We start from the raw sequence: 19,912 nt of genomic DNA on the forward strand, positions 1-19,912 counted from the left end.
AGCCCCAACCCATGGAGAGTACTATAAATATTCAGGAAGTTACCTGGAAATTTTTGAGCTGATGCAAAAGTATAAAGATTTTGCACTGGATGACGGACTTTTACCCAAGAAGCTAGCCCAAGGTATGGTGATGCAGCATTTACCTTACTAGCTGAGATAGCAAGAATTAACTCGCACATATACTCAGCGGGTCCGAACAAGTGGAGCAGTTAATCTTTCCTGAACGAAACGACAAAACAAAATTACTTGCAGGGATTATCAGGACCGACTCAGGCAGCCTCTGAATGCCGTAATCGTCTTCCAAACAGGTCAATAAGACATTTCAAGAGCAAGTGCGCTTGTTCTAACCTGTTTAAAAGCTTTACTACAAAGTGAAAATAACCTCTCAAACTCACTAATCAGATTTACTTACTGGCTTTGAGTTTTTTTCAGCGCAGCGACTGCTTGGTCACTTCGTTGAAGAACTATGTTGGGATGATCGTCAATTAACCATTCCACCACTTCTCCTTGTTCAAATTCAATGACCTGAACAACAGCACCCGGAAAATTGGCATCTCACTGCTCCCTTTATTTCCTTCCCCCCCAAGAATTTGGCTTGATCCCTTGATTCTCCAAATTATGTGTTTCCGTGGTCTCGTAGGGAGACGAACCCAAGCTCACATATCCGTAGTCTGACGACTACGAACAACGAGGGAAAAGATGCTTTCATCGGAAACGTAGGGCTATATCCGACTGAGATCTGACTAGTGCCAAATCAGATTGCAAATTTTATCCCTAGCAACAACTGATATTATTTTTTTACAAAAATCCGGATTTGATCTATTGTAGCGTGATACGAATAATTAGAATCTATGACTTTCCGTATCGCAGGATAATTTTCGTACACGGTAGTACTGTCGTTATAGGGATAGGAAATGTTTGAATTGAGCGAAGCATCAATGATCAGTTTTGGCTCATTGGCTATGATATCAGACGCAATCCGATTTTCATAGTACTCCTTTTGCAGATTTTTAAAAGCAAAATGCATACGTGTAGTCTGGGCCTCCCGAATTCCTAAAAGGGTGTTGCTGGATATATATATATCCGGACGGTATCCCAGGACGGCAATAAAGTCATCGGGTTTGACTAATCCTTTTATCTCGCCAATGAGTGGGGAATTTATCGTTCCACTATATCCTTTTTCTATAATATTAACTCCAAAACTTCCTTTTTTAATACTTACAAGTCCTTGTAAACCTACTGTTATTAACAGCAAAGATATATATATATCAGTTCGATACTTATAATTTTTGGAATCCATTATTTTTTTAGCACTTATAAAACTTATTGATGCCCAAAAGAATAATGGAACTATTAATAGAATTAGGTAATAGTGGCATATATTTCCTGGTTGACTAATGGAATAATAACTTAATAAAAAAATGAAAATAGACCCAATTAAATTAATTTTATCTCTAAACTCCATCTTTATGAAATTTATAAAACAATAGATAGAAGAAAGAATACCAATTCCTGAAAGACAATAAAAAAATGGAGAAATAGTGGGTGAAGTACTGATTAGATATAAAGGAACTCTTGCTTTAAACCACCAGTTTTTTTCTTGTCCCACAACTCCCAATTCAGCATATAATAAGTTATTAAGCACATAGGATTCCCAAAAATCTGATTGAGTATTTAGTGAAAAAATATAGATGCCGACTAGAATGGAAGGAGCAAAGCACGAGATGAGAATGTAGAAAATTGCACGGGTTGGTAACTTCCAAAGAAAATGAGCAGCGCATAGCAGCCATAGTCCTAATCCTATTCCAATAGGAACGGCTTGTAACTTTATGAATGGTAGAAGCCCTAGAATAAACCCTAAAGTCATTACAACCGATATTTTATTTTTGGCACGCTCTACCGACAACAATAAATAGGAGGCGAATGCAAGAGTGACCATTGGAATATAGGTAGAGTCAAACGAAACCAGATCTGTTTCGTTTAACATGGCAAATCCTATTGCCAGGGGAGCAGTCATCGCAGCGGCCAATGAGGGTGAAGTATATTGTCTTACAGCCAGAAACGAAAAAACAAATGTTGGAATACAGCAGAACAATAATAAAAAAAGGCGTAACGTGAAATAGTTTATATTTCCTCCTACTATTTTTATTAGCAACAGAGGGTAGATATTTAGTGGTCCACTTGTAGTAGCATCAACGTCTTTCCAAAATACTGATTTATTCCATAAAGTGGCAGCACAAACGGCCCAATCAGCTTCGTCATAGTTAAGCATTGGCAGTACCAGATTAGGAAATCTAAATCCTAAAATTCCTACAATAGAGACTGTCAAATAAATGTATAGATATTTATTATTTAAAGGTTTCTTATTTATACATAATACCAAATAGCCAAGTGATAGTATCCATAAAAAAGAAAGAATTTTCCATAAAGTGTCAGCATAGGGAATTTTGGCAATTACTGCTATAGTTATCTGGCTCAGCACGTCAGGGTACTCAATAACCTGTAATAATATGGGCATAATGGAGGTTATTTTATGTTTTAATATTTGTTGATGGATATTATATGTTTTCAAACATGGACGATGTAAATAGATCACAAATGGGTTTAACAATTATGACATATCTGTATTTTACTCATGTCAATCTTAGAAGGGTGTAGCGGATAAAAGCTTATCATCAACCGATGTTGGAGCAGCTTTTTATACTAAATAAACATGAGAAGTATGATATCATGGAAAGCTACACGGAGGACCAACTAATCCTGGATAAGTAAAACGGAACATTGAGAATAAGTCAAGCTTCAACAGGATATACTTGCAGTTAATCATCATCATATAGAGGAGGTATCTGGTTTACAACTACTGGTTACAAAACTAAGAATAAGTAACAATTATTGGTGATGTGTATAGAAATGTTTTTATACAGTATAGATGATGCCTGAATATAACCAACCTGGCGACCATGGAGTGGACTACGTAGATCGTAAAGCGATATGTCGTAATTTGTAATAGTTGAGACTTAATCTGACAGTTAGTAAATTTACTAACCATAAAATCAGTTAAGTTATGACGACAACGCAAAAGTTAATTCAACCTAAACTTGGCTTGTTAAAGTTAGCCGAAAAGTTGGGAAATGTATCCGACGCCTGTAAGGTGATGGGCTACTCTCGAGACTCCTTTTACCGCTTTCAAAAATTATATGATGAAGGTGGCGAATTGGCTTTAAAAGAAATCAGTAGAAGCAAACCGCTACTGAAGAACCGGATTGAAAAGCAAATAGAAGATGTGGTGGTTGCTTATGCTATCGAATCACCAGCATTTGGGCAGCAACGTGCATCCAATGAATTGCGTAAACGCGGAATAATAGTAGCACCATCCACTATCCGTTGTGTATGGGTAAGACATGACCTGGAGACGTTCCAAAAGCGCTTAAAGGCACTTGACGCAAAGGTTGCTCAGGAAGGATTAATACTTACGGATTTGCAAGTTGCGGCCCTTGAACGAAAAAAGGAAGAAGAACAAAATAAAGGTGAAATTGAAACACACCATCCTGGCTACCTTGGCGCCCAGGATACTTATTACGTTGGTTATATAAAAGGGGTCGGTAAGATTTATCAGCAAACATTCATAGATACATATAGCCGTGTAGCATTTGCAAAGGTGTATGATCGCAAAAATGCGCTGGTTGCAGCGGATATGCTTAATGATAAAGTGTTACCTTTTTATCAGGATCAGGAAGTAGATCTGCTCCGTATACTGACCGACCGAGGAACCGAATATTGTGGTGCAAAGGAACAGCACGAATATCAGTTATATTTAAATATTGAGGATATCGATCACACCAGAACGAAGGCAAAAAGTCCTCAGACCAACGGTATATGTGAGCGTTTCCATCGGACCATGCAAGAGGAGTTTTATGCAATAGCATTCCGCAAGAAGATCTACGACAGCTTGGATACATTGCAGGCAGACATTGACAAGTGGATCCAATACTACAATGTCGAAAGAACACATAGTGGCAGATACTGTTATGGCAAAACACCATTGCAAACCTTTTTAGATAGTAAAGCAATTGCCAAAAGCAAAAATGTCAATGAGCTTTTCGATAAAAGTGATAACTTTAAATTACCTGGTGAAGCGGAAACGAGCTCTGCTGGAGAGCAACTTGTCAGGAATATCCAGGTCGACGGAAATGAAAAAGGGGTTGAGAATCTCCCGGCCCCTTCTCAATTTCATTTTTTGAGTAATACCTAAAAAAACTCAACTGTCAGATCTAGTGTTGGTTATTACACGTAATTGGCAATTCCATTTCCGAGCTAATCTTTTATCCGGATTTTTTCAGAAGGATTCTTTTCTTTGACGAAAAGATGAAATTCAGTCTTTTGCTATAAATGATTAAATTTTTGAGAATGAATTCGGGTTAGTTGAACTCAACATTGGGAAGAAACCTCCAAAGCAGTTGTGCCAAAACCAGCAGTTGATATTACGAACTCAGCTGACTTGGCACCTTACCATACGTTTTTCTGAACTCTTTGCTAAAGTACCTGACATCGTCGTAGCCTACCATCATGGCGACCTCTTTTACCCTGTAATTTCCTGATTCGATCAGCTCGCGGGCTGTATGCATTTTAATGGTCTTAATGAAATCATTAACGGTCATTCCTGTAAGGGCGCGCATTTTTTTGTATAAAGCAGACACGCTCATGCCTATCAGAAATGCCATTTCATTGACACCAAACTCAGATGATGAAATATTTTCGGTAACCAGGGTTCTCAGTTTCGAAATGAAATCGGCATTTACATCTACCTTTATCTTTCCATTGGAATCTGATAAAATTATCCTGTTGTAGTGTCGCCTCAGTTCCTCTCTTCCCCTAAGAATATTGCTAATCTTGAGCGCCAGTACATTAGGATCAAATGGCTTAGTAAGATAGTCGTCAGCTCCTGCTTCCAATCCTTCAAGCACCTGTGATGTAGTGCCTCTTGCAGTTAACAAAATAACCGGAATGTGGGATGTCCTGATATCTGCCTTTATGCTACGGCATACCTGTATTCCATTCAGCTCTGGCATCATCACATCGCAGAGAATCAAATCAGGTATGTGTTCATACGCCATCTCCAGGCCTTCCACCCCATTGGCCGCCTCCATAACATGGTAATCGTCTCCAAAAAGTTCTTTTTCAAATGCCCTCAATTCATCATTGTCTTCTATCAGAAGAAGATTACATTTTTTTTGAGCGATAGAATTACTATCGGAACCGTAAATATTTGTGAGAGCAGTATTCACAATGATCGGAATCATACTTCCTGTTGTGGCTAACTGACTTTCGGTATAATGTGCTTTACCGGTTGGAAGATGAAGTGTAAAGGTCGTTTCACCACTGCTGCCTTCCTTTTGCTGCCTGCTGCTGACAACGAGATTGCCACCATGCAAATTCACTATTTCCCTGGACAAGGCGAGACCAATCCCATATCCTGTTTGATCGCCTGTATTGTTATTGACCTGAAAAAACTGTTGAAACAAATGAGCCAAATGCTCGGGCGCTATGCCCAACCCGTTATCGGCAACTCTGATACTCACTTCATCAGAGGATGCCAGAATCTCCACAGACACTTTTCCTCCTTTCGGCGAAAACTTGTAAGCATTGCTTAGAAGGTTGTAAAAGACCTTCTGCATCTGGCTCTGGTCAAACCATAACATCACCTCCGCATGGCTGCTCGTTAAAGTGGTTTCGATAACTTTTTCTATCGCGAGATGTTCAAAAGATGCAAGGACATTTTTAAGAACTTTCACCGCATCGTACTCCTGTACAAGTAGCTTTACGCTTCCATTTTGAATCTTTCGGAAATCAAGTAACTCTTCTACCAGTTGCATCAATTTCCCTGAATTGATTCTGGCATAGTTCAACTGGTTTTTGGCAATACTGTCATCCGGAATAGAGCCAAATGCCCTTTCCAAAGGTCCGATGATGAGCGAGAGGTGCGTGCGGATCTCGTGCGAGATGTTGGTAAAAAAGTCGAGCTTAGCCTGTTGAAGCTCTTTGTCTTTCCTCAGGGTGTTACGAAGCAGGAAGAAGCGCATCAGGAAGTAAACAGACATTGCAGCAAGCAGGAGGTAAGCCGTGTAAGCATACCATGTTTTCCACCAGGGGGGTAAAACTCTGATTTTTAGCTGCTTTAAATCTCCCATCCACAACCCGTCTCCATTTGCTGCTTTTACCTGAAAGGTATATTCTCCGGGCGCAAGGTTCATGTAGGTTGCCGTCGGATCTTGTGTATAGGTCCAGTTTTGGTCAAAACCTTCCAATTTATAAGCATACCTGTTTCGTTCCGATCGCTGGTAACTCAAAAGAGCGAAGTCAAGCGAAAAAATGTTCTGGTTGTGGCTGAATGTTAATTCTGTTGTTTCGTTGATATTCTTATCGAGCAAAGCAGTACTGTCTCCGGCTCTGATCTCCTGATCCAGTATCCTCAAAGCCGTGAAGAGAATCGGGGAGAGAACCTTTTCGGTTTTTATATCGTCCGGGGAAAATTTGTATATCCCTTTGTTGGTTGAAAAATAAAGTGCACCGTTGGCGTCTTGTATACTTGCAGCAGGCCTGGAAATACCGTTGAATGGAAGGCCGTCCTGATAGCTATAGGTTTGCATCATCCCGTTTTTTGGGTTATAACGGGTAAGTTCAGAATCGGTTCCCAGCCATAAAAAACCACGCCGGTCCACCTGCATATCCTCAATTTTTTCGAGACTTACTTTTGGTTCCAGATCAAAACGGTTTTCCTTTGCATTAAAGAATTGAAGCCCTTGCCTTGTTGCCGCCCATATCTTTCCCGAACGATCTTCGGCCAGGCGCCAGACCGACGCGAAATTCGCTGAAAATCTGCTTTTGTCAGTTTTCACGTCTTTGAAATCCGGATCATTGGGTCTCAAAACAAATACTTCGTCACCGCCACCTATCCAGATATTGTGTTTAGAATCTTCCAGTATGCTCTGCGAATAGGATACAGATTTATATTTTTTAAATGAGCCGTTTCGTCTATCAAATAACAGGGCCCCGAAAGTCCCGACAAGCCAGAACCGCCCCCTACTATCTTCCAGAATCTCATGTACTCTGCCGTCTTCGAGTGTTTTTTCTCCTGCTACGTAGGTTGGATAATCGGTAAAGGCTTTGGTTTTGAGATTGTAACTTGTTAACACAGAATTTCCCGCTGCCCATAGCACTCCATCTTTGTCGAGATAAAACCTGTAATAATCCACCGATCGTGGCAGTTTGAGGTCATAAGAGGAAAATTGTTTTCCTGATTGCTCAAATAAGAGCAATTTGGTAAGGTCCTTTTCTATAACCCAAACATTGTTGTCCGTACTCACGCCCATCCAGGAACCGGCAAATGGTGCAGACGTGTAGTTTTTTCCGGGAAAAGGCCAGGTAGTAAATTTTGCAGCATCAGGATAAAAATAGCTAACACCAAAATAGGTCGTTCCCAACCAAATTCCTCCCTGGTTGTCAAAGCACATCGATTGGATGTTATTGTCTGCTAGGCTATACACGTCGCCGGGTTGGTTTACAAACCAGGTAGATTTTTGCTTGACAATATCGAAATAGGCCAGACCCGAATTGGTGGCCAGCCAAAGATTGCCTGCCTTATCCGGGGTAATTTTGTTAACCACAGGCAAGTCCCCATTTAAATCCCTGAAACCAGAAACAATCGTGAATTGCTCCGTATCAGGATTGAATTGAACCAACCCTTCCGCTTTTGTGCCAAGCCACAAGATTCCCTTTTTATCGATATGTAGTGTAAAGAACTGATTCGGTAAAGGGGATTTTTTAAGCGCTTCTCTTCTGAACAACCTCGGTTTTCCCTTTGCAGGAACATGGATCAGTCCATTGTAACTGCCTACCCAAAAATCGCCGTTTGCTGTTTGTTTGGCACAAGCTATATCTTGGGAAGGACCTTCGAATACCCTGTGCAGAATATTCGTTACTTCGGCTTTTTTATTTTTAATGATTAGTCTGTTAAGTCCGAATGGCGTGCCTACAATAATTCTGTGATCGCGATCTTCACTTATGAAATAGATTTGCTTGTTGAGTTCGGGATTCGTATTCGGACGGTCGTGCTCGATGTGGGTAAAAGTGTCTGTGTCTCTGTTGTAAAAATCCAGCCCACCGGTACCTCCAACCCAAATATCACCCCGCGAGTCGCAGTAAACATCCTGGAGCATATCAGATGAGATAGAGGTTGAATCTTCTGACTTATGCACATATCTTTTTACGGTGTGTGAATCGTAGCGAAAAAGACCGGCATAGGTTGCGAACCACATAAATCCTTCTTTGTCCTGCACAATCCCTTTCGTGTTCGATATCGTAACACCATTGGAGCCAGACAAATTTCGAAATGCCTGTGCTTCCACCAAATCTGTCGCGGCAATAAAAACATATAAGAGACAAAAGGAGAACCTGAGCATTAACTAAAAATTATACGACAGGAGTGAAGTAATAATTCTATTTATCAAATGTACTTAATACTTCTTGGGAAGAAAAAGTTTTATTTTACATTTCATGATTTCATAAACTTGCCGGATTTGAATCCAGTGCTCATTGTGTTTTCAAACCTGGTCATCCGCATATGTGTATACGCAAGCTCTCCATCAAAATCAATGTGTCTTAAATAATGATAATTGGTTCCTTTTAAAGTCCTGTCTATAAGGGTGTAAGTTTCTTTTGTGCTTCGTTTAAGAGCCTGTTTAAAATTCATAAAATAATTTGTTTATGCTATTTTTTGACTACAACGGCGTTAAATTTTTCGAGATAGCTTTGGCTATCTCTGCAAAATTTGCCTTGTCTCGTTCAAAAAATGAGCTATAAACAATTTTATGTTACAAATTTAAACAGGCTCTAAGCCAAAACGGTGTCATTGCGCTGCCATAAAAAATTCCCCCAGAAAGCTTCTAGCTTTTTGGGGGAATTACATTTGAAGAGGCCTCTTCGTAAACTAGCTGCGTTAGCTACCTGAATAACACTCCTGACTTACTCGTTAATCACAATTTTGTGAGATGATTGAGAACCGTCAGCATAGTTCACTCTGAGTACATAAGCTCCGTTGCCTACCAGCCCTTTTACATTGATTCCCTCAGCTGGAATTCGGTTTGCTTTGTACACCACCTGTCCATTTGTATTTACAAGTTCAACCTTCTTAACCTCAGAAAGATTTGACTTGCTAAGTTTGATGGTTCCTGACGTTGGGTTAGGAGATACATAAACCATTTCGCCTTCGATGTCTATACTTACAACTCTGCTATAAGCGAACGAGGCGTCCAGATCCACCATTTTCAGGCGATAGTAATTCTTACCTTGCAATGGCGACACATCGTTAAAGTGATAGGTTAATTGGCTGCTGCTGTTGCTGTTCTGAGATTCGGTGTAGCCGATTTTTGTCCACGAGGCAGCATCTCCGCTTCGCTGAATTTCAAATCCCTTGCTGTTTGCCTCGCTTGATGTAGCCCATTTCAGATTTGCTGTTTTGCCTTCTGCAAGCACATTGAAGCTGATCAGCGTTACAGGCAGAGAGCATTCTCCATGTACGATTACAGGACTACTGGCAGGGCTGTAGCAATCCCCAGGCACGTCATGAAAAAAGGCCCAATACGTTCCAGGTCCCACGGCTGTTGGATCCGGAACTTCGGTAGTACCTGTTACAGGCACCGGAGCCGAATGCCACACCAAATTTGGAGCGTTACCACCTGGAAGTGCAGTCAAGTTTACCGTTTTTACCGGACAGGGAGCATCTACAATTGTGACTTTGGCTCCCGGACTATAGCAGTTCCCAGCTGTGTCGTAGAAAAACGCCCAGTAATTGGTAGGAGTACTTGTTGCTACCACACTGGTAGGATTAGCCAACGGGTTTGTATGCGCCGCATCGGTAAACCATCTCACTTCTACGTTGGGTGTTGTCGGAGGTGTAATCCTCGTAGTTAAGTCGACTGTGGTTTGAGCGTTTGCTATGCTACATGCTAGTAAAATAACGGTAACAAGCAAAACTTCGAAACCCTTTTTTATATTTTTTATCATAATCTTCAATATTATGGTTTCCAGGGAAGAATTGCTTACGGGTTGATTACAGGTGCTGTATCACCAGCCGGGCAGCAACTACTATCAATCGTCACAACCACAGAAGCCGACGGAAGAGAATAGCAACCACCCGCGGATTGATAAAACGCGTAGTAGGTACCTGATGTACTCACAGCGGCAGGATTGGCCAATGCTGTACCCGTATGCGCATTATTATTGAACCATACCAGTGTGGTACCGGCAGGAGCCGTACCAGTAAACAAGCCAGTCAAGTCTACCGATGGCTGAGGACAGTTATTCGCTAATGAAGTGCCATTTAAAACAGGAGCAGCTGAAGATACGGTGTAAGTAACTTCATCAGTACTGTTACAACCGCCCAGCGGACTAACAATACTCCAACGGAACCTGTACACACCTTCCACATTCATGTTCGTTACACTGGTGTTAGCAGCAGCAGGATTGGCAATGCTAGGCGTTGAGCCAGCCGGAGATGAGACAAGCGTCCAGGTGCCTGTGCTTGCGCCAGGATTATTCCCCAAAAGCGTAGTGTTTGGACAAGCTCCTGTAACATCAGACCCCGCATTGGCATTGACCAGGTTCTCTACATGTATAGTAAAGGTAGAGGTGAGCGATGTCCCCGAACAGGCATACTCTTGATCCAGAAATGCACCTACGAAACCAGGTACAGGTGCTGCTGTGATCCGAAACACATAATCTCCCGCAGTAGTCAAATTGCCGATTGTAGTGCTGGTAGATGTTATTGATCGCTCGTTCGCTGTACCATAGGTTGGATTCGCGGAGCCGTTCGGCTTGGATACCACAGTAAAATTGTAAGCCCCTGAAAAATCCTGAAAGTAACTGCTGTTAACCACACCCTGATAAACCGCCGGGAGTGGGATATTTGCAGATATGGCTCCGGTTCCCGGATAGCAAACACTCTGGTCGGCCACTGCTACATTTGGTCTGCTGCTGTCGGAAACATGGATGTAGTAAAACTGATTTCTTCCGCAGGTTCCCGAAAAACTTGAATTGACAGTGAACCTATAAGTTCCCACCTGCCAGCCACCTGCCGGGGGTGTCACTGTGGCTACTCTGTTGGCCGTGCCTGCACCACTCACAACGATAAGAGCAGGAGCCCCGCCGGGAGGGTTGACACCACTCGAGGTAACCGATGTTGTAACGTTCGCAGCATTATCCAGGGGATCAATATTAAAGTAAAACGTTTCGGGCGTAGTAGAACCAACTTTGCTGCTGCAGTGCAGCTCTCCGCCGGTTAGGTTGCCAGCGTATACAAACATCTGTTCAGGGTGTCCGGCTACCTGATAGCTGACCGGACGAGGTTGGGTGCCCGTATATGTAAAGACAATCTCGGGGGTTGTGTGGGTACCGCAGCTATTGGTTACTTTTAACTTAAATCGATATACTCCATCTACATTCATACCATTAAGGTAAACTCTCCTTGCATCACTTATTCTATTAAATGAAATGCTTCCTCCTGCAGGTTGAGAAATATCTACTAACTCAACTACTGTACCGTTTGCCGCCGTACCGGCAGAACCCAGCAGATCGGTATTGAAAGTAGGTGAAGCCGCTTGCAGATCGATAAAATGATCTGTATCCACAGGATTACGACACACTGTTTTTGTTGCTGGTGGAACTATGATCGGATTCGGAACAAATCTTACGACGGTAGTATCCTCGTAACTGCAAAGGCCATCGGCAGAAGTTATTCTCAAAATAGCCCAATAGGCAGGGTCAATTTGATGGTTTGCTTTGTTGGTCAAAGAAAAAGTGGGTGTTGCAGAAGTAGTGCTGCTGAACTCTGAATTTGTCGATACCGTTGTACTAAATCTATTGCGGCTAAAAATATTTACAGACCTCCACTGTCCTGTAAAGCCGGCTGGTATTACACCTGCCAGCGGAGTTGTACCAACCGTGGCACAAATCCCAGTAACATCTGCCCCAGCCGTAAATGAAGCTGGCTTCGCACGGGCTGTAATGGTAACCTGATTGGTGGCCGTTCCTGTACCGCAAGCATGGCTTAGCTGAAATACATAAGCGCCGTCAACAGTCATTCCGGTAACGTCGGTGGTAAAAGTATTGGGAGAAACAATTGTTGGAGTGGCAGGTCCCGAGACAAATGTCCAGGTTGGCGGCCCGCTTCCTGCGTTATTTTGAACTCCTCCAACCAAGGTAGTACTGGATCCGCAGACAAGAGCATTGCCACCCGCATTGACATTACAGTCTTGTGCAGACAAGAAAGATGGCATAAGCAACGTCAAAAATAATGCGAAAATAAAAGTGCTCCTCATTAGAGCCCGATGATTTGTCCCCGAGGGAGTTAATTGTGTAAATGACTGTTTCATTGTCAATGTTGATTTACGTAAATTGATTTAAAGTGATAAAATGGAATATTTATTGATGAAATGGAATACTTATAAATAAAACGGATATAATCAAAAATCGTAGCTGCCGGACCAGATAGCCAGGAAACAACCACATATGTCTGAAGATATTTCGGGGAGTTAAAAACCAGGTACGGAACAGGACTATTCCTGCCGCTTAATTGGCCTTATATAAGGAAGAAAAATAAACGTAGTGGATTTGTGCATATAGTATGTTTTAGTGTGAATGTGATCAACTATTGGAATAAAATGTACTGAATGGTATGTATGAGAAAATCAATTTATTAAGACTTAGTCGTAGCGCACATATTTTTCATATGTGGTTTATTTATAGCATTGATAACCAGCGCAATTTATGTAGTTAACAAATAATACATAGGTTGTTTTTTTGCCAAAAAAGGTAGATTTTTTTGTTTGTTTAGTAAAACTTCTAAGTGTGTTATTGTTACACTATCTGAGTCGATTTCTATAAACCCGGGCGTTCGCAATGCTGTTGGCTGTATTGACTCCATAGTTAAGTCCTATACGTGTAGAAGTAATGAGAGGCTTAAATTATGGGATAGAGGCCTGTTTTTCGCAGATTCAGTATATCAGGCGTATATTCCGGACTATCAATAGATTTTTTTTCTTGTTTCATTGGGATTTTTACCGTATATCTTTTTGAATTCCCTACTGAAATACTTTGAATCTTCGTAGCCAACGGAAGTAGCTACTTCGTTAACATTATACGAGCCGGATTCTAAAAGTTGTAGTGCCCTTTTCATGCGTAACACCTTCACCAGGTCATTAACTGTACTACCCGTCAGTGTCCTGATTTTTCTATATAATACTGACACGCTGATACCCATTTGGAATGCCATTTCATTGACACCGAAATTGGGGTTGCTGATATTTTCAACAACAATATTTTTCAATTTGATAAGAAATTCCCCATCCGCATCGCTTATCGGTACGCCATCAGGTTCCAGGGATAGTGTTGTATTAATGTTACTATTCAGCAGATTTCGTACCTGAATGAGGTTATATATTTTAAGTTCGAGGACTTTCAGATCGTAAGGTTTTACGAGGTAATCATCAGCCCCCAGTTCCAGTCCTTCGATCATATTCGGAATTGTGCTCTTGGCAGTCAATAGTAAAAATGGAATATGACTGGTTCGGCTATCCGATTTTATCTTTCTGCATACTTCAAATCCATCCATCAAGGGCATCATCACATCACAGAGAATCAGATCGGGAAGGTGGTTTCTTGCCATTTCCAGTCCTTTTAATCCATTCTCTGCTTCCAGAATATTGAACTTATCCCGGAATGCTTCTCTGGTAAACGACCGCAGTTCTTCATTATCCTCGATTAGTAAAATGGTGTTTCTTACTTTTGTGATCGTATTTGCGTCCTCATTTTCAACTTGTTGCGAATTTTTATAGACCTCAGGGTAACTGACAACCGAGGCCACGATGAGCTGAGTATCATCAAAATGTGCTTTACCCTTTAACAAACGTAAAGTGAAACAGGTCTTTCCTGTGCTTTTTGCGTTTCCTTGCTCACTGTTGACAGAAAGATCTCCAAAGTGTTGGTTCACTATTTCTTTGGCGAGGGCCAGGCCTATTCCATAACCGGTGTTGCCGGTCTGCTCATCATTTACCTGGAAGAAGTTGGTAAAGAGTCGTGGCAGGTATTCAGGAGCAATTCCAATACCGCTGTCGGTCACTTTAATGATTACCTCATTGGAAATTTCGGTAACGCTGGCGGATATTCGTCCTCCTTTCGGAGTGAACTTTACGGCATTGCTAAGCAGGTTAAAAAACACCTTTTGAATTTGTGCCAGATCCACCCACGCAATTACAGGTGTTCCGGGAAAGTGGGTTTCAGTACTTATTCCCTTTTCTGATAGGATATGCTCAAAGGCGGCCAGCACATTTTGCAAGATTTTGACAACGTCCTGGGGTGCTACGTGAAGCTGGACACTGCCACTTTGAATTTTACGAAAATCCAGTAGCTCATTCACTAAAATCATCAGCCGCTCGGAGCTTGTTTTGGCCTGCGTTATATACGTTCCAGCCTCAGAATGAATGACAGGGGACTGCGATGCCTTTTCGAGGGGCCCGCTTATCAATGATAAATGTGTGCGTATTTCGTGGGAGATATTGGTGAAGAAATTGAGCTTGGCCTGGTAGAATTCGTTTTCTTTCCTGAATAATTTTCGCAGCCAGAAGAAACGGTTGATGCCATACACGGCCAACCCGAGCAAAATGGCATAGGCCAGATAAGCGTACCAGGTTTTCCACCAGGGAGCGAGTACAACAATGCTGATACGAAGTGGTTTGGCATTCCAGTAGCCATCACCGTTAGCAGCTTTAACCAGAAACGTATATTTTCCCGAAGGAAGGTTGGTGTAAGTAGCGGATGGAATTTTAACATCATTCCAGTTTTTTTCAAAACCTTCAAGTTTGTAACTGTACAGGTTTTTATCTGACTTGGAATAGCTCAGAAGGGCGAAATCGAGGGTGAAAATGTTTTGATTATGCCGGAAGGTCAGCTCCTTTTCCTGACTTATCTCCTGATTCAAAATTTCCGTATTGTCCTGTACTCTGACCTCTTTGTTGAATAGTTTTAAAGAGGTTAAAACAATTGGAGAAGGTGTATGACCTACACTGATACTATTTGGGTTGAAGGAAAACATCCTTTTATTAGCAGCATAGTAGAAGATACCGTCGTGGTCACTCACGGCAGAATTGACACGTAAGGTTGCACCTCGTGGAATGCCATCCTCATGGGTAAAGAGCTGATTTGTTTTTTTATCAGGGTAGTATCTTATTAAATTTGAACCGCTTGCCAGCCAAATATATCCTTTTCTGTCAATTTGAATATCACTAAATCCTTCTCTCGTCATCTCGTCATCAACGAGGCAGTCGATAAATCTATTTCCTTCTCTATCGAACAGTTTTAGATTTTCGCTTGTGACAAGCCATATTCTGCCGGATGGGTCTTCGTTAAAACGCCAGACATCGCGCATTCCGGATGCATCTCTGGCAACCGTTACCTTTTCAAAGTGTGTTGCATTGTGTTTAAGCAACCACACGATACCTTTTCCTCCACTCCAGATATTGCCCTGGGAATCTTCGAAAATGCAGTTTAAACTACTCCTTAGACCCACATCCTGAAATGTACCCTTATTTTTATCGAAACTCATAAGTCCAAAACCACCTGTAATCCAGAGTTTACCCTGGCGGTCCTGCATCATGCGATAAATTCTGCTCTGATTTGGCGAAAGTCCGTCAGAATGAGGTATATTATACTCCCGGAGCTGTTTGCTGCCAATATCATACCTGCTAAGTGTTTTATTGCCACTGTACCATACGACATCGTCTTCATCAACATAGAAATGGTTGGAATGTGCGGAAAATCCCAGATTCAGATCATGAATGGATGTCTTTTTCTGGCGTTTGTCGTACATCATAATTTTATCCCGCCCCTCGGCTATGAGCCAAAGCTTGTCAGTTGGGGTTATCCCCATCCAGCCATCCAGGAACTTGTTTGTGTTGAATTCATCTAAAAAGAAAGGAAAGGATGAGAAGGGAGTTTTGCTTGGATTGAAATAGTTTATGCCGCGATAATAGCTGCCAAGCCAGATTCCTCCCTGGACATCTTTGTGTATTGCCAAAAGGACATTATCGGACAAGGAAAATTGATTGCCGGGGTTGTTTACATGCCACTGTGCATGACGTGTCGCCTTGTCAAAATACACTAAACCCGACCAGGTAGCGATCCACATTTTTCCTTCTTTATGGGCTGCGAAGTCGGATACTATCGGCAGTTCCTTATTGCTATCAAGAAACTTATCCAAAAGTTCAAAACTTTCCGTTTTAACATCAAAGCGCATCAAACCTCCGTTTCTGATGCCGAGCCAAACGTTACCATCTTTTTTATCGACATATATAGCATTAAAGTCGTTGATGAAAGGCAGTCTGGCATTTGCCTCAGGTCTGAAAAGCTGCGTGCGCTTACCGTCCTTGTCCATACGTAACAGTCCGTTTTTGGTAGCCAACCATAACAGATTGTTGTCACCGATCGCCATTTTGTTTATTTTCCGCCATTGCTGATCAAATTTATTCACGCGATGGCGGGTAAATTTTACTGCTTTTTTAACATTTTGATTCAGATTATTAAGTCCTTGTGCAGTTGCTACCCATAGTCTTTTTTGATTGTCTTCTCCGATGCATTGGATTGTGTCACTGCTTAAAGTATTTTCATCTTTGGGGTTATGCGTAAACCTGGTAAACGAATCATTTTCGTTGTTGTAACGGTTCAGTCCATTGAGAGTTCCTATCCATAAAGTGCCGTTAGAGTCGCAGAAAAGGCTTTGAATATAGTTTGAGCTTAAGGTATTGATATCGCCGGGCGTGCTGGTATATCTTTTGAAATATCTTGAATCGTACCTGTACAGACCTGATGTGGTGCCGTACCAGATAAATCCATTTTTATCCTGAACGATGCTAAGAACTGCCGTAACTGGTGCACCATCCTTCTCCGAGAACTGCCGGAATACCTGTGCATGAACAGCACAGAAGGAAATGCACGACATGATGCATGTCATTAACAGAGAATTGATAATACTATTTTTCACGAAATAGAATTAGTTGGATTTAGAGATATTCAAATTTTGCTCATTGGGCAAACTTAGATATCAAATCGTATATATACGCTGGTCAGGAATGGAATAATTGACTATAACAATATTTTCCTACCAATTAGATAAGAAAAACACCCATACTTACATTTTAAATCGCATTTTTACTAGAATTTAATTTAATTAAATCCTAATTTATTATATAAATAATTCGATGTTGGTTTATTTATGAGTTCTATGTGAAATTTGAAATATTTCGTACATTTGAAATGTTTCGTTTTATTAACACACTCATTTTAAGAAGATTACAAATTGTTTAACAATTTTTTAGAGAATAGCTTTGGGTGAAATCGAAACCGCCAGGTTTTTCTGAGTGTGAAAGGATGTTTATGATTTATTGCATTTGACAGCGAGGGGGTGTTTGTGCCCTATCTCCCTTTTGATAGTGCATGTTTCTTATATAAGCGTCTCATTTAGTGATGTATAGTCAATTTGCGAAACATTCAGGTTGTTCAGATGCCTGGCAGCCGACTTGTGAAACCGCCGTTGCCTGATGCGCCAACGAATTCTATGATTGAAACGGCTCCTATATCCGTACCTATCCATAATGCAGGTATTATAGATAGTAATAATTAACGTATTGGATTGTTTTTTTTTGCCAGACAAAATATTCTAACTATTTAGACAGCATTACTGCACATGACTGTTGGGAAATAGTCGAATATTGCGAATGGAATTTTTCCTATGTTATACTTGCTCCCGGATCGATGTACCTGTATGTAAGTATCACGAAAAGTTGCAGTCGGATCCTGGTCATGCTTTATCGGATTTTTGCCATGCTACGATAGTTATAAAATAGCTGGAATTTGATCGTAAGATGGTTTTGCTGGTAAGTAATGGCTTTGAAGAAAGTTTAGTTTTATACCATTAATAATTAAAATCCCGTCATGAAAAGACATACTCCCGATTTTAGCCGAAAGTCAGTGGCCATTATTGATAGCCGTCCCATGTTTAGAAGAGGTTTGATGTCATGTGTCTTAAGTATTTATGAAACAGCGGATATTCAAGAGTTCAGCGATTACAAGGAGGTGGCTGAAATCAAGTCCGAAGTCATTTTTATTTCTGGCGCAGATTTGTCGAGTTCGGAAATTCTGGCCTCCATCAAAAGTTTGCACAAGAATAGTGTGCACTCGAAAATAGTCCTTTATGAATACAGGGATCCTTTAAATTTTCTGCTAACCTGTTTTCAGGAATCTCTGAATGGCTATTTGTCAGGAAGCTTTACAGAAAATGACCTGGAAGACTGTTTGCGTTGTCTGGATGGCAATAAATTGTATCTGAACAATGAAGTAGCATATCAAATGTTGATGTCAAATTTGAAAAACAAGCCGCCGAAAGAGATTTTGAGTGGTTTGGAGAATAAAGTAGCAGAGTATCTCTTAAGGGGAATGGGTACTTCTCAGATAGCAAATTTACTGGATCGGCGCCCATCAACGATTAGTACGGTTAAGGCCAACATCTTCAAGAAGACCCAGGTTAAAAATGTAGTAGAGCTTGCTAAGTTGATGGTATGATGCCAGGTGTGTAAGTGAGGTGCAGGAGTATCGGTCCTGTTTGATCAGAGGAAATACGTATAATGTATCGCGTAATTATAGGATTTAATTTCTGTTCAAACTGATCTTTAAACTCTATTTTCCCATAAGCTCTTTTACATACTCTTGCAAAGATACTAACCCAGTTGAGGGCTGAGATTCTCATGCTTGTTGCAGTTGGCGCTTTCAGTGCAATAGCATCAAGCCAGATAAACAACCTGGGGTATTCTAATGTTTCTAATTTATTGAATATCATCATTTAACCTATCCTGAAATATGATAGTTGCATTGCTAGACAAATATCCAGTTTTACGTTTGGGATTAAGAGAATTGCTCACGGGGCACTTTAAAAGTATAACTACAATAGAATCGGAGAGTATCAGGCTTTTTTCAGCCCTGCAGTTGGATCAAACTCCAGACATTATTATAATGGGTCTTAGTGAGGAGGGAAAAGACGATCATTTTGGGGATGTGAATATGGCAAAGAAAGCATACCCAGGTACAAGTTTGATTGTATATGCTGATGAAGCATTGAATCTGAACGGTTTGTCAGATTATCTGAGCCTGGGTGTAGAGGGATATTTGTCAAAACGGGCTGAATCTACAGAACTGATTACTTGTGTGAGCACTGTGGCAGATGGTAAAAAGTATGTCAACGTTGCTGATCTGCTGAGTTTGCTTGGTAAGCCTGAATCCGGTAAGAAGGAAATGTTCAGGAACTTCGGTGATTTAAAATTGTCAGGTCGGGAAGCTGAGATTGCAAGGTATTTGGCAGATGGGAAAAGGCCATCCTGGATTTCGCAAAAATTGAATCGGAAACCATCCACAATCAGCACAATTAAGAGGAACATATTTAAAAAGTTAGCGGTAAACAATGTACTGGAGTTGCGCGAACGAATCAGTCAGTATGATGTACCCTAAGTGGTCAAATGAAGTTCGCCCGAAGTCGGTAACTTTTAACCCGAGGTAAGGCAATTGCTCCGTTAAAGGGGAAGTGCAGCACGAGAAGAGGTTAAACTAATTAACGTCAATTCGGGATAAGAATCTTTGCTTATTATTTATAAAAACAGGGAAAATATTGGTATATTTAAGTATCTGACATTCAAATATTTAACCGATATTCTCCCATGTTTTCAAAGGATAAAGTTACCGAAATATTTTGCATTGTAGACGATTTCACTAAGGAATTTGAGTCACGAATCAAAGATATGAAATTGGCTCAGCTCGC

8 protein-coding genes and 1 pseudogene are annotated in these 19,912 nt (G+C 41.0%); 3 read left to right on the forward strand and 6 right to left on the reverse strand.

Annotated elements, in window-relative coordinates:
- Window positions 1-790 precede the first annotated feature (790 nt).
- Window positions 791-2,518, reverse strand: coding sequence for a hypothetical protein (locus LZG71_RS28415; RefSeq protein ID WP_233826335.1), 1,728 nt, complete (start codon window positions 2,516-2,518; stop codon window positions 791-793).
- A 546-nt stretch (window positions 2,519-3,064) separates the two neighbouring features.
- On the opposite strand from LZG71_RS28415, the pseudogene LZG71_RS28420 reads away from it, so the two are divergent.
- Window positions 3,065-4,099: pseudogene (locus LZG71_RS28420) on the forward strand (IS481 family transposase); the annotation flags it as partial.
- 382 nt (window positions 4,100-4,481) lie between these two features.
- Here the strand turns inward: LZG71_RS28420 and LZG71_RS28425 are convergent.
- The 5 genes from LZG71_RS28425 to LZG71_RS28445 all read right to left on the reverse strand — a co-directional run bounded on the left by LZG71_RS28425 (window position 4,482) and on the right by LZG71_RS28445 (window position 17,089).
- The gene (locus tag LZG71_RS28425; RefSeq protein ID WP_233826338.1) at window positions 4,482-8,459 is read right to left on the reverse strand and encodes a hybrid sensor histidine kinase/response regulator transcription factor; all 3,978 of its coding nucleotides are present in this window, start codon (window positions 8,457-8,459) and stop codon (window positions 4,482-4,484) included.
- Between the two features lie 92 nt (window positions 8,460-8,551).
- Window positions 8,552-8,749, reverse strand: coding sequence for a hypothetical protein (locus LZG71_RS28430; protein ID WP_233826340.1), 198 nt, complete (start codon window positions 8,747-8,749; stop codon window positions 8,552-8,554).
- A gap of 272 nt (window positions 8,750-9,021) precedes the next feature.
- Complete coding sequence (locus tag LZG71_RS28435) at window positions 9,022-10,062, reverse strand: T9SS type A sorting domain-containing protein (RefSeq protein WP_233826342.1); 1,041 nt, start codon at window positions 10,060-10,062, stop codon at window positions 9,022-9,024.
- A 35-nt stretch (window positions 10,063-10,097) separates the two neighbouring features.
- Window positions 10,098-12,428 (reverse strand): hypothetical protein, encoded by a 2,331-nt coding sequence (locus tag LZG71_RS28440; RefSeq protein WP_233826344.1) that lies wholly within the window; start codon window positions 12,426-12,428, stop codon window positions 10,098-10,100.
- A 650-nt stretch (window positions 12,429-13,078) separates the two neighbouring features.
- Window positions 13,079-17,089, reverse strand: a complete 4,011-nt coding sequence (locus LZG71_RS28445; RefSeq protein ID WP_233826345.1) for a hybrid sensor histidine kinase/response regulator transcription factor — start codon at window positions 17,087-17,089, stop codon at window positions 13,079-13,081.
- Between the two features lie 950 nt (window positions 17,090-18,039).
- On the opposite strand from LZG71_RS28445, the gene LZG71_RS28450 reads away from it, so the two are divergent.
- Both LZG71_RS28450 and LZG71_RS28455 read left to right on the forward strand, forming a co-directional pair.
- Window positions 18,040-18,666: a LuxR C-terminal-related transcriptional regulator gene (locus LZG71_RS28450; protein ID WP_233826347.1), complete on the forward strand. Its 627-nt coding sequence runs from the start codon at window positions 18,040-18,042 to the stop codon at window positions 18,664-18,666.
- A 294-nt stretch (window positions 18,667-18,960) separates the two neighbouring features.
- Window positions 18,961-19,605, forward strand: coding sequence for a response regulator transcription factor (locus LZG71_RS28455; RefSeq protein ID WP_233826349.1), 645 nt, complete (start codon window positions 18,961-18,963; stop codon window positions 19,603-19,605).
- The last annotated feature ends 307 nt before the right edge of the window (window positions 19,606-19,912 follow it).

This window comes from Dyadobacter sp. CY312 (assembly GCF_021390535.1).
GTDB lineage: Bacteria > Bacteroidota > Bacteroidia > Cytophagales > Spirosomataceae > Dyadobacter.

Coding starts and splice junctions, on each gene's coding strand:
- LZG71_RS28415 (WP_233826335.1), bottom strand. CDS start 2,518: ATGCCCATATTATTACAGGTTATTGAGTACCCTGACGTGCTGAGCCAG.
- LZG71_RS28425 (WP_233826338.1), bottom strand. CDS start 8,459: ATGCTCAGGTTCTCCTTTTGTCTCTTATATGTTTTTATTGCCGCGACA.
- LZG71_RS28430 (WP_233826340.1), bottom strand. CDS start 8,749: ATGAATTTTAAACAGGCTCTTAAACGAAGCACAAAAGAAACTTACACC.
- LZG71_RS28435 (WP_233826342.1), bottom strand. CDS start 10,062: ATGATAAAAAATATAAAAAAGGGTTTCGAAGTTTTGCTTGTTACCGTT.
- LZG71_RS28440 (WP_233826344.1), bottom strand. CDS start 12,428: ATGAAACAGTCATTTACACAATTAACTCCCTCGGGGACAAATCATCGG.
- LZG71_RS28450 (WP_233826347.1), top strand. CDS start 18,040: ATGAAAAGACATACTCCCGATTTTAGCCGAAAGTCAGTGGCCATTATT.
- LZG71_RS28455 (WP_233826349.1), top strand. CDS start 18,961: ATGATAGTTGCATTGCTAGACAAATATCCAGTTTTACGTTTGGGATTA.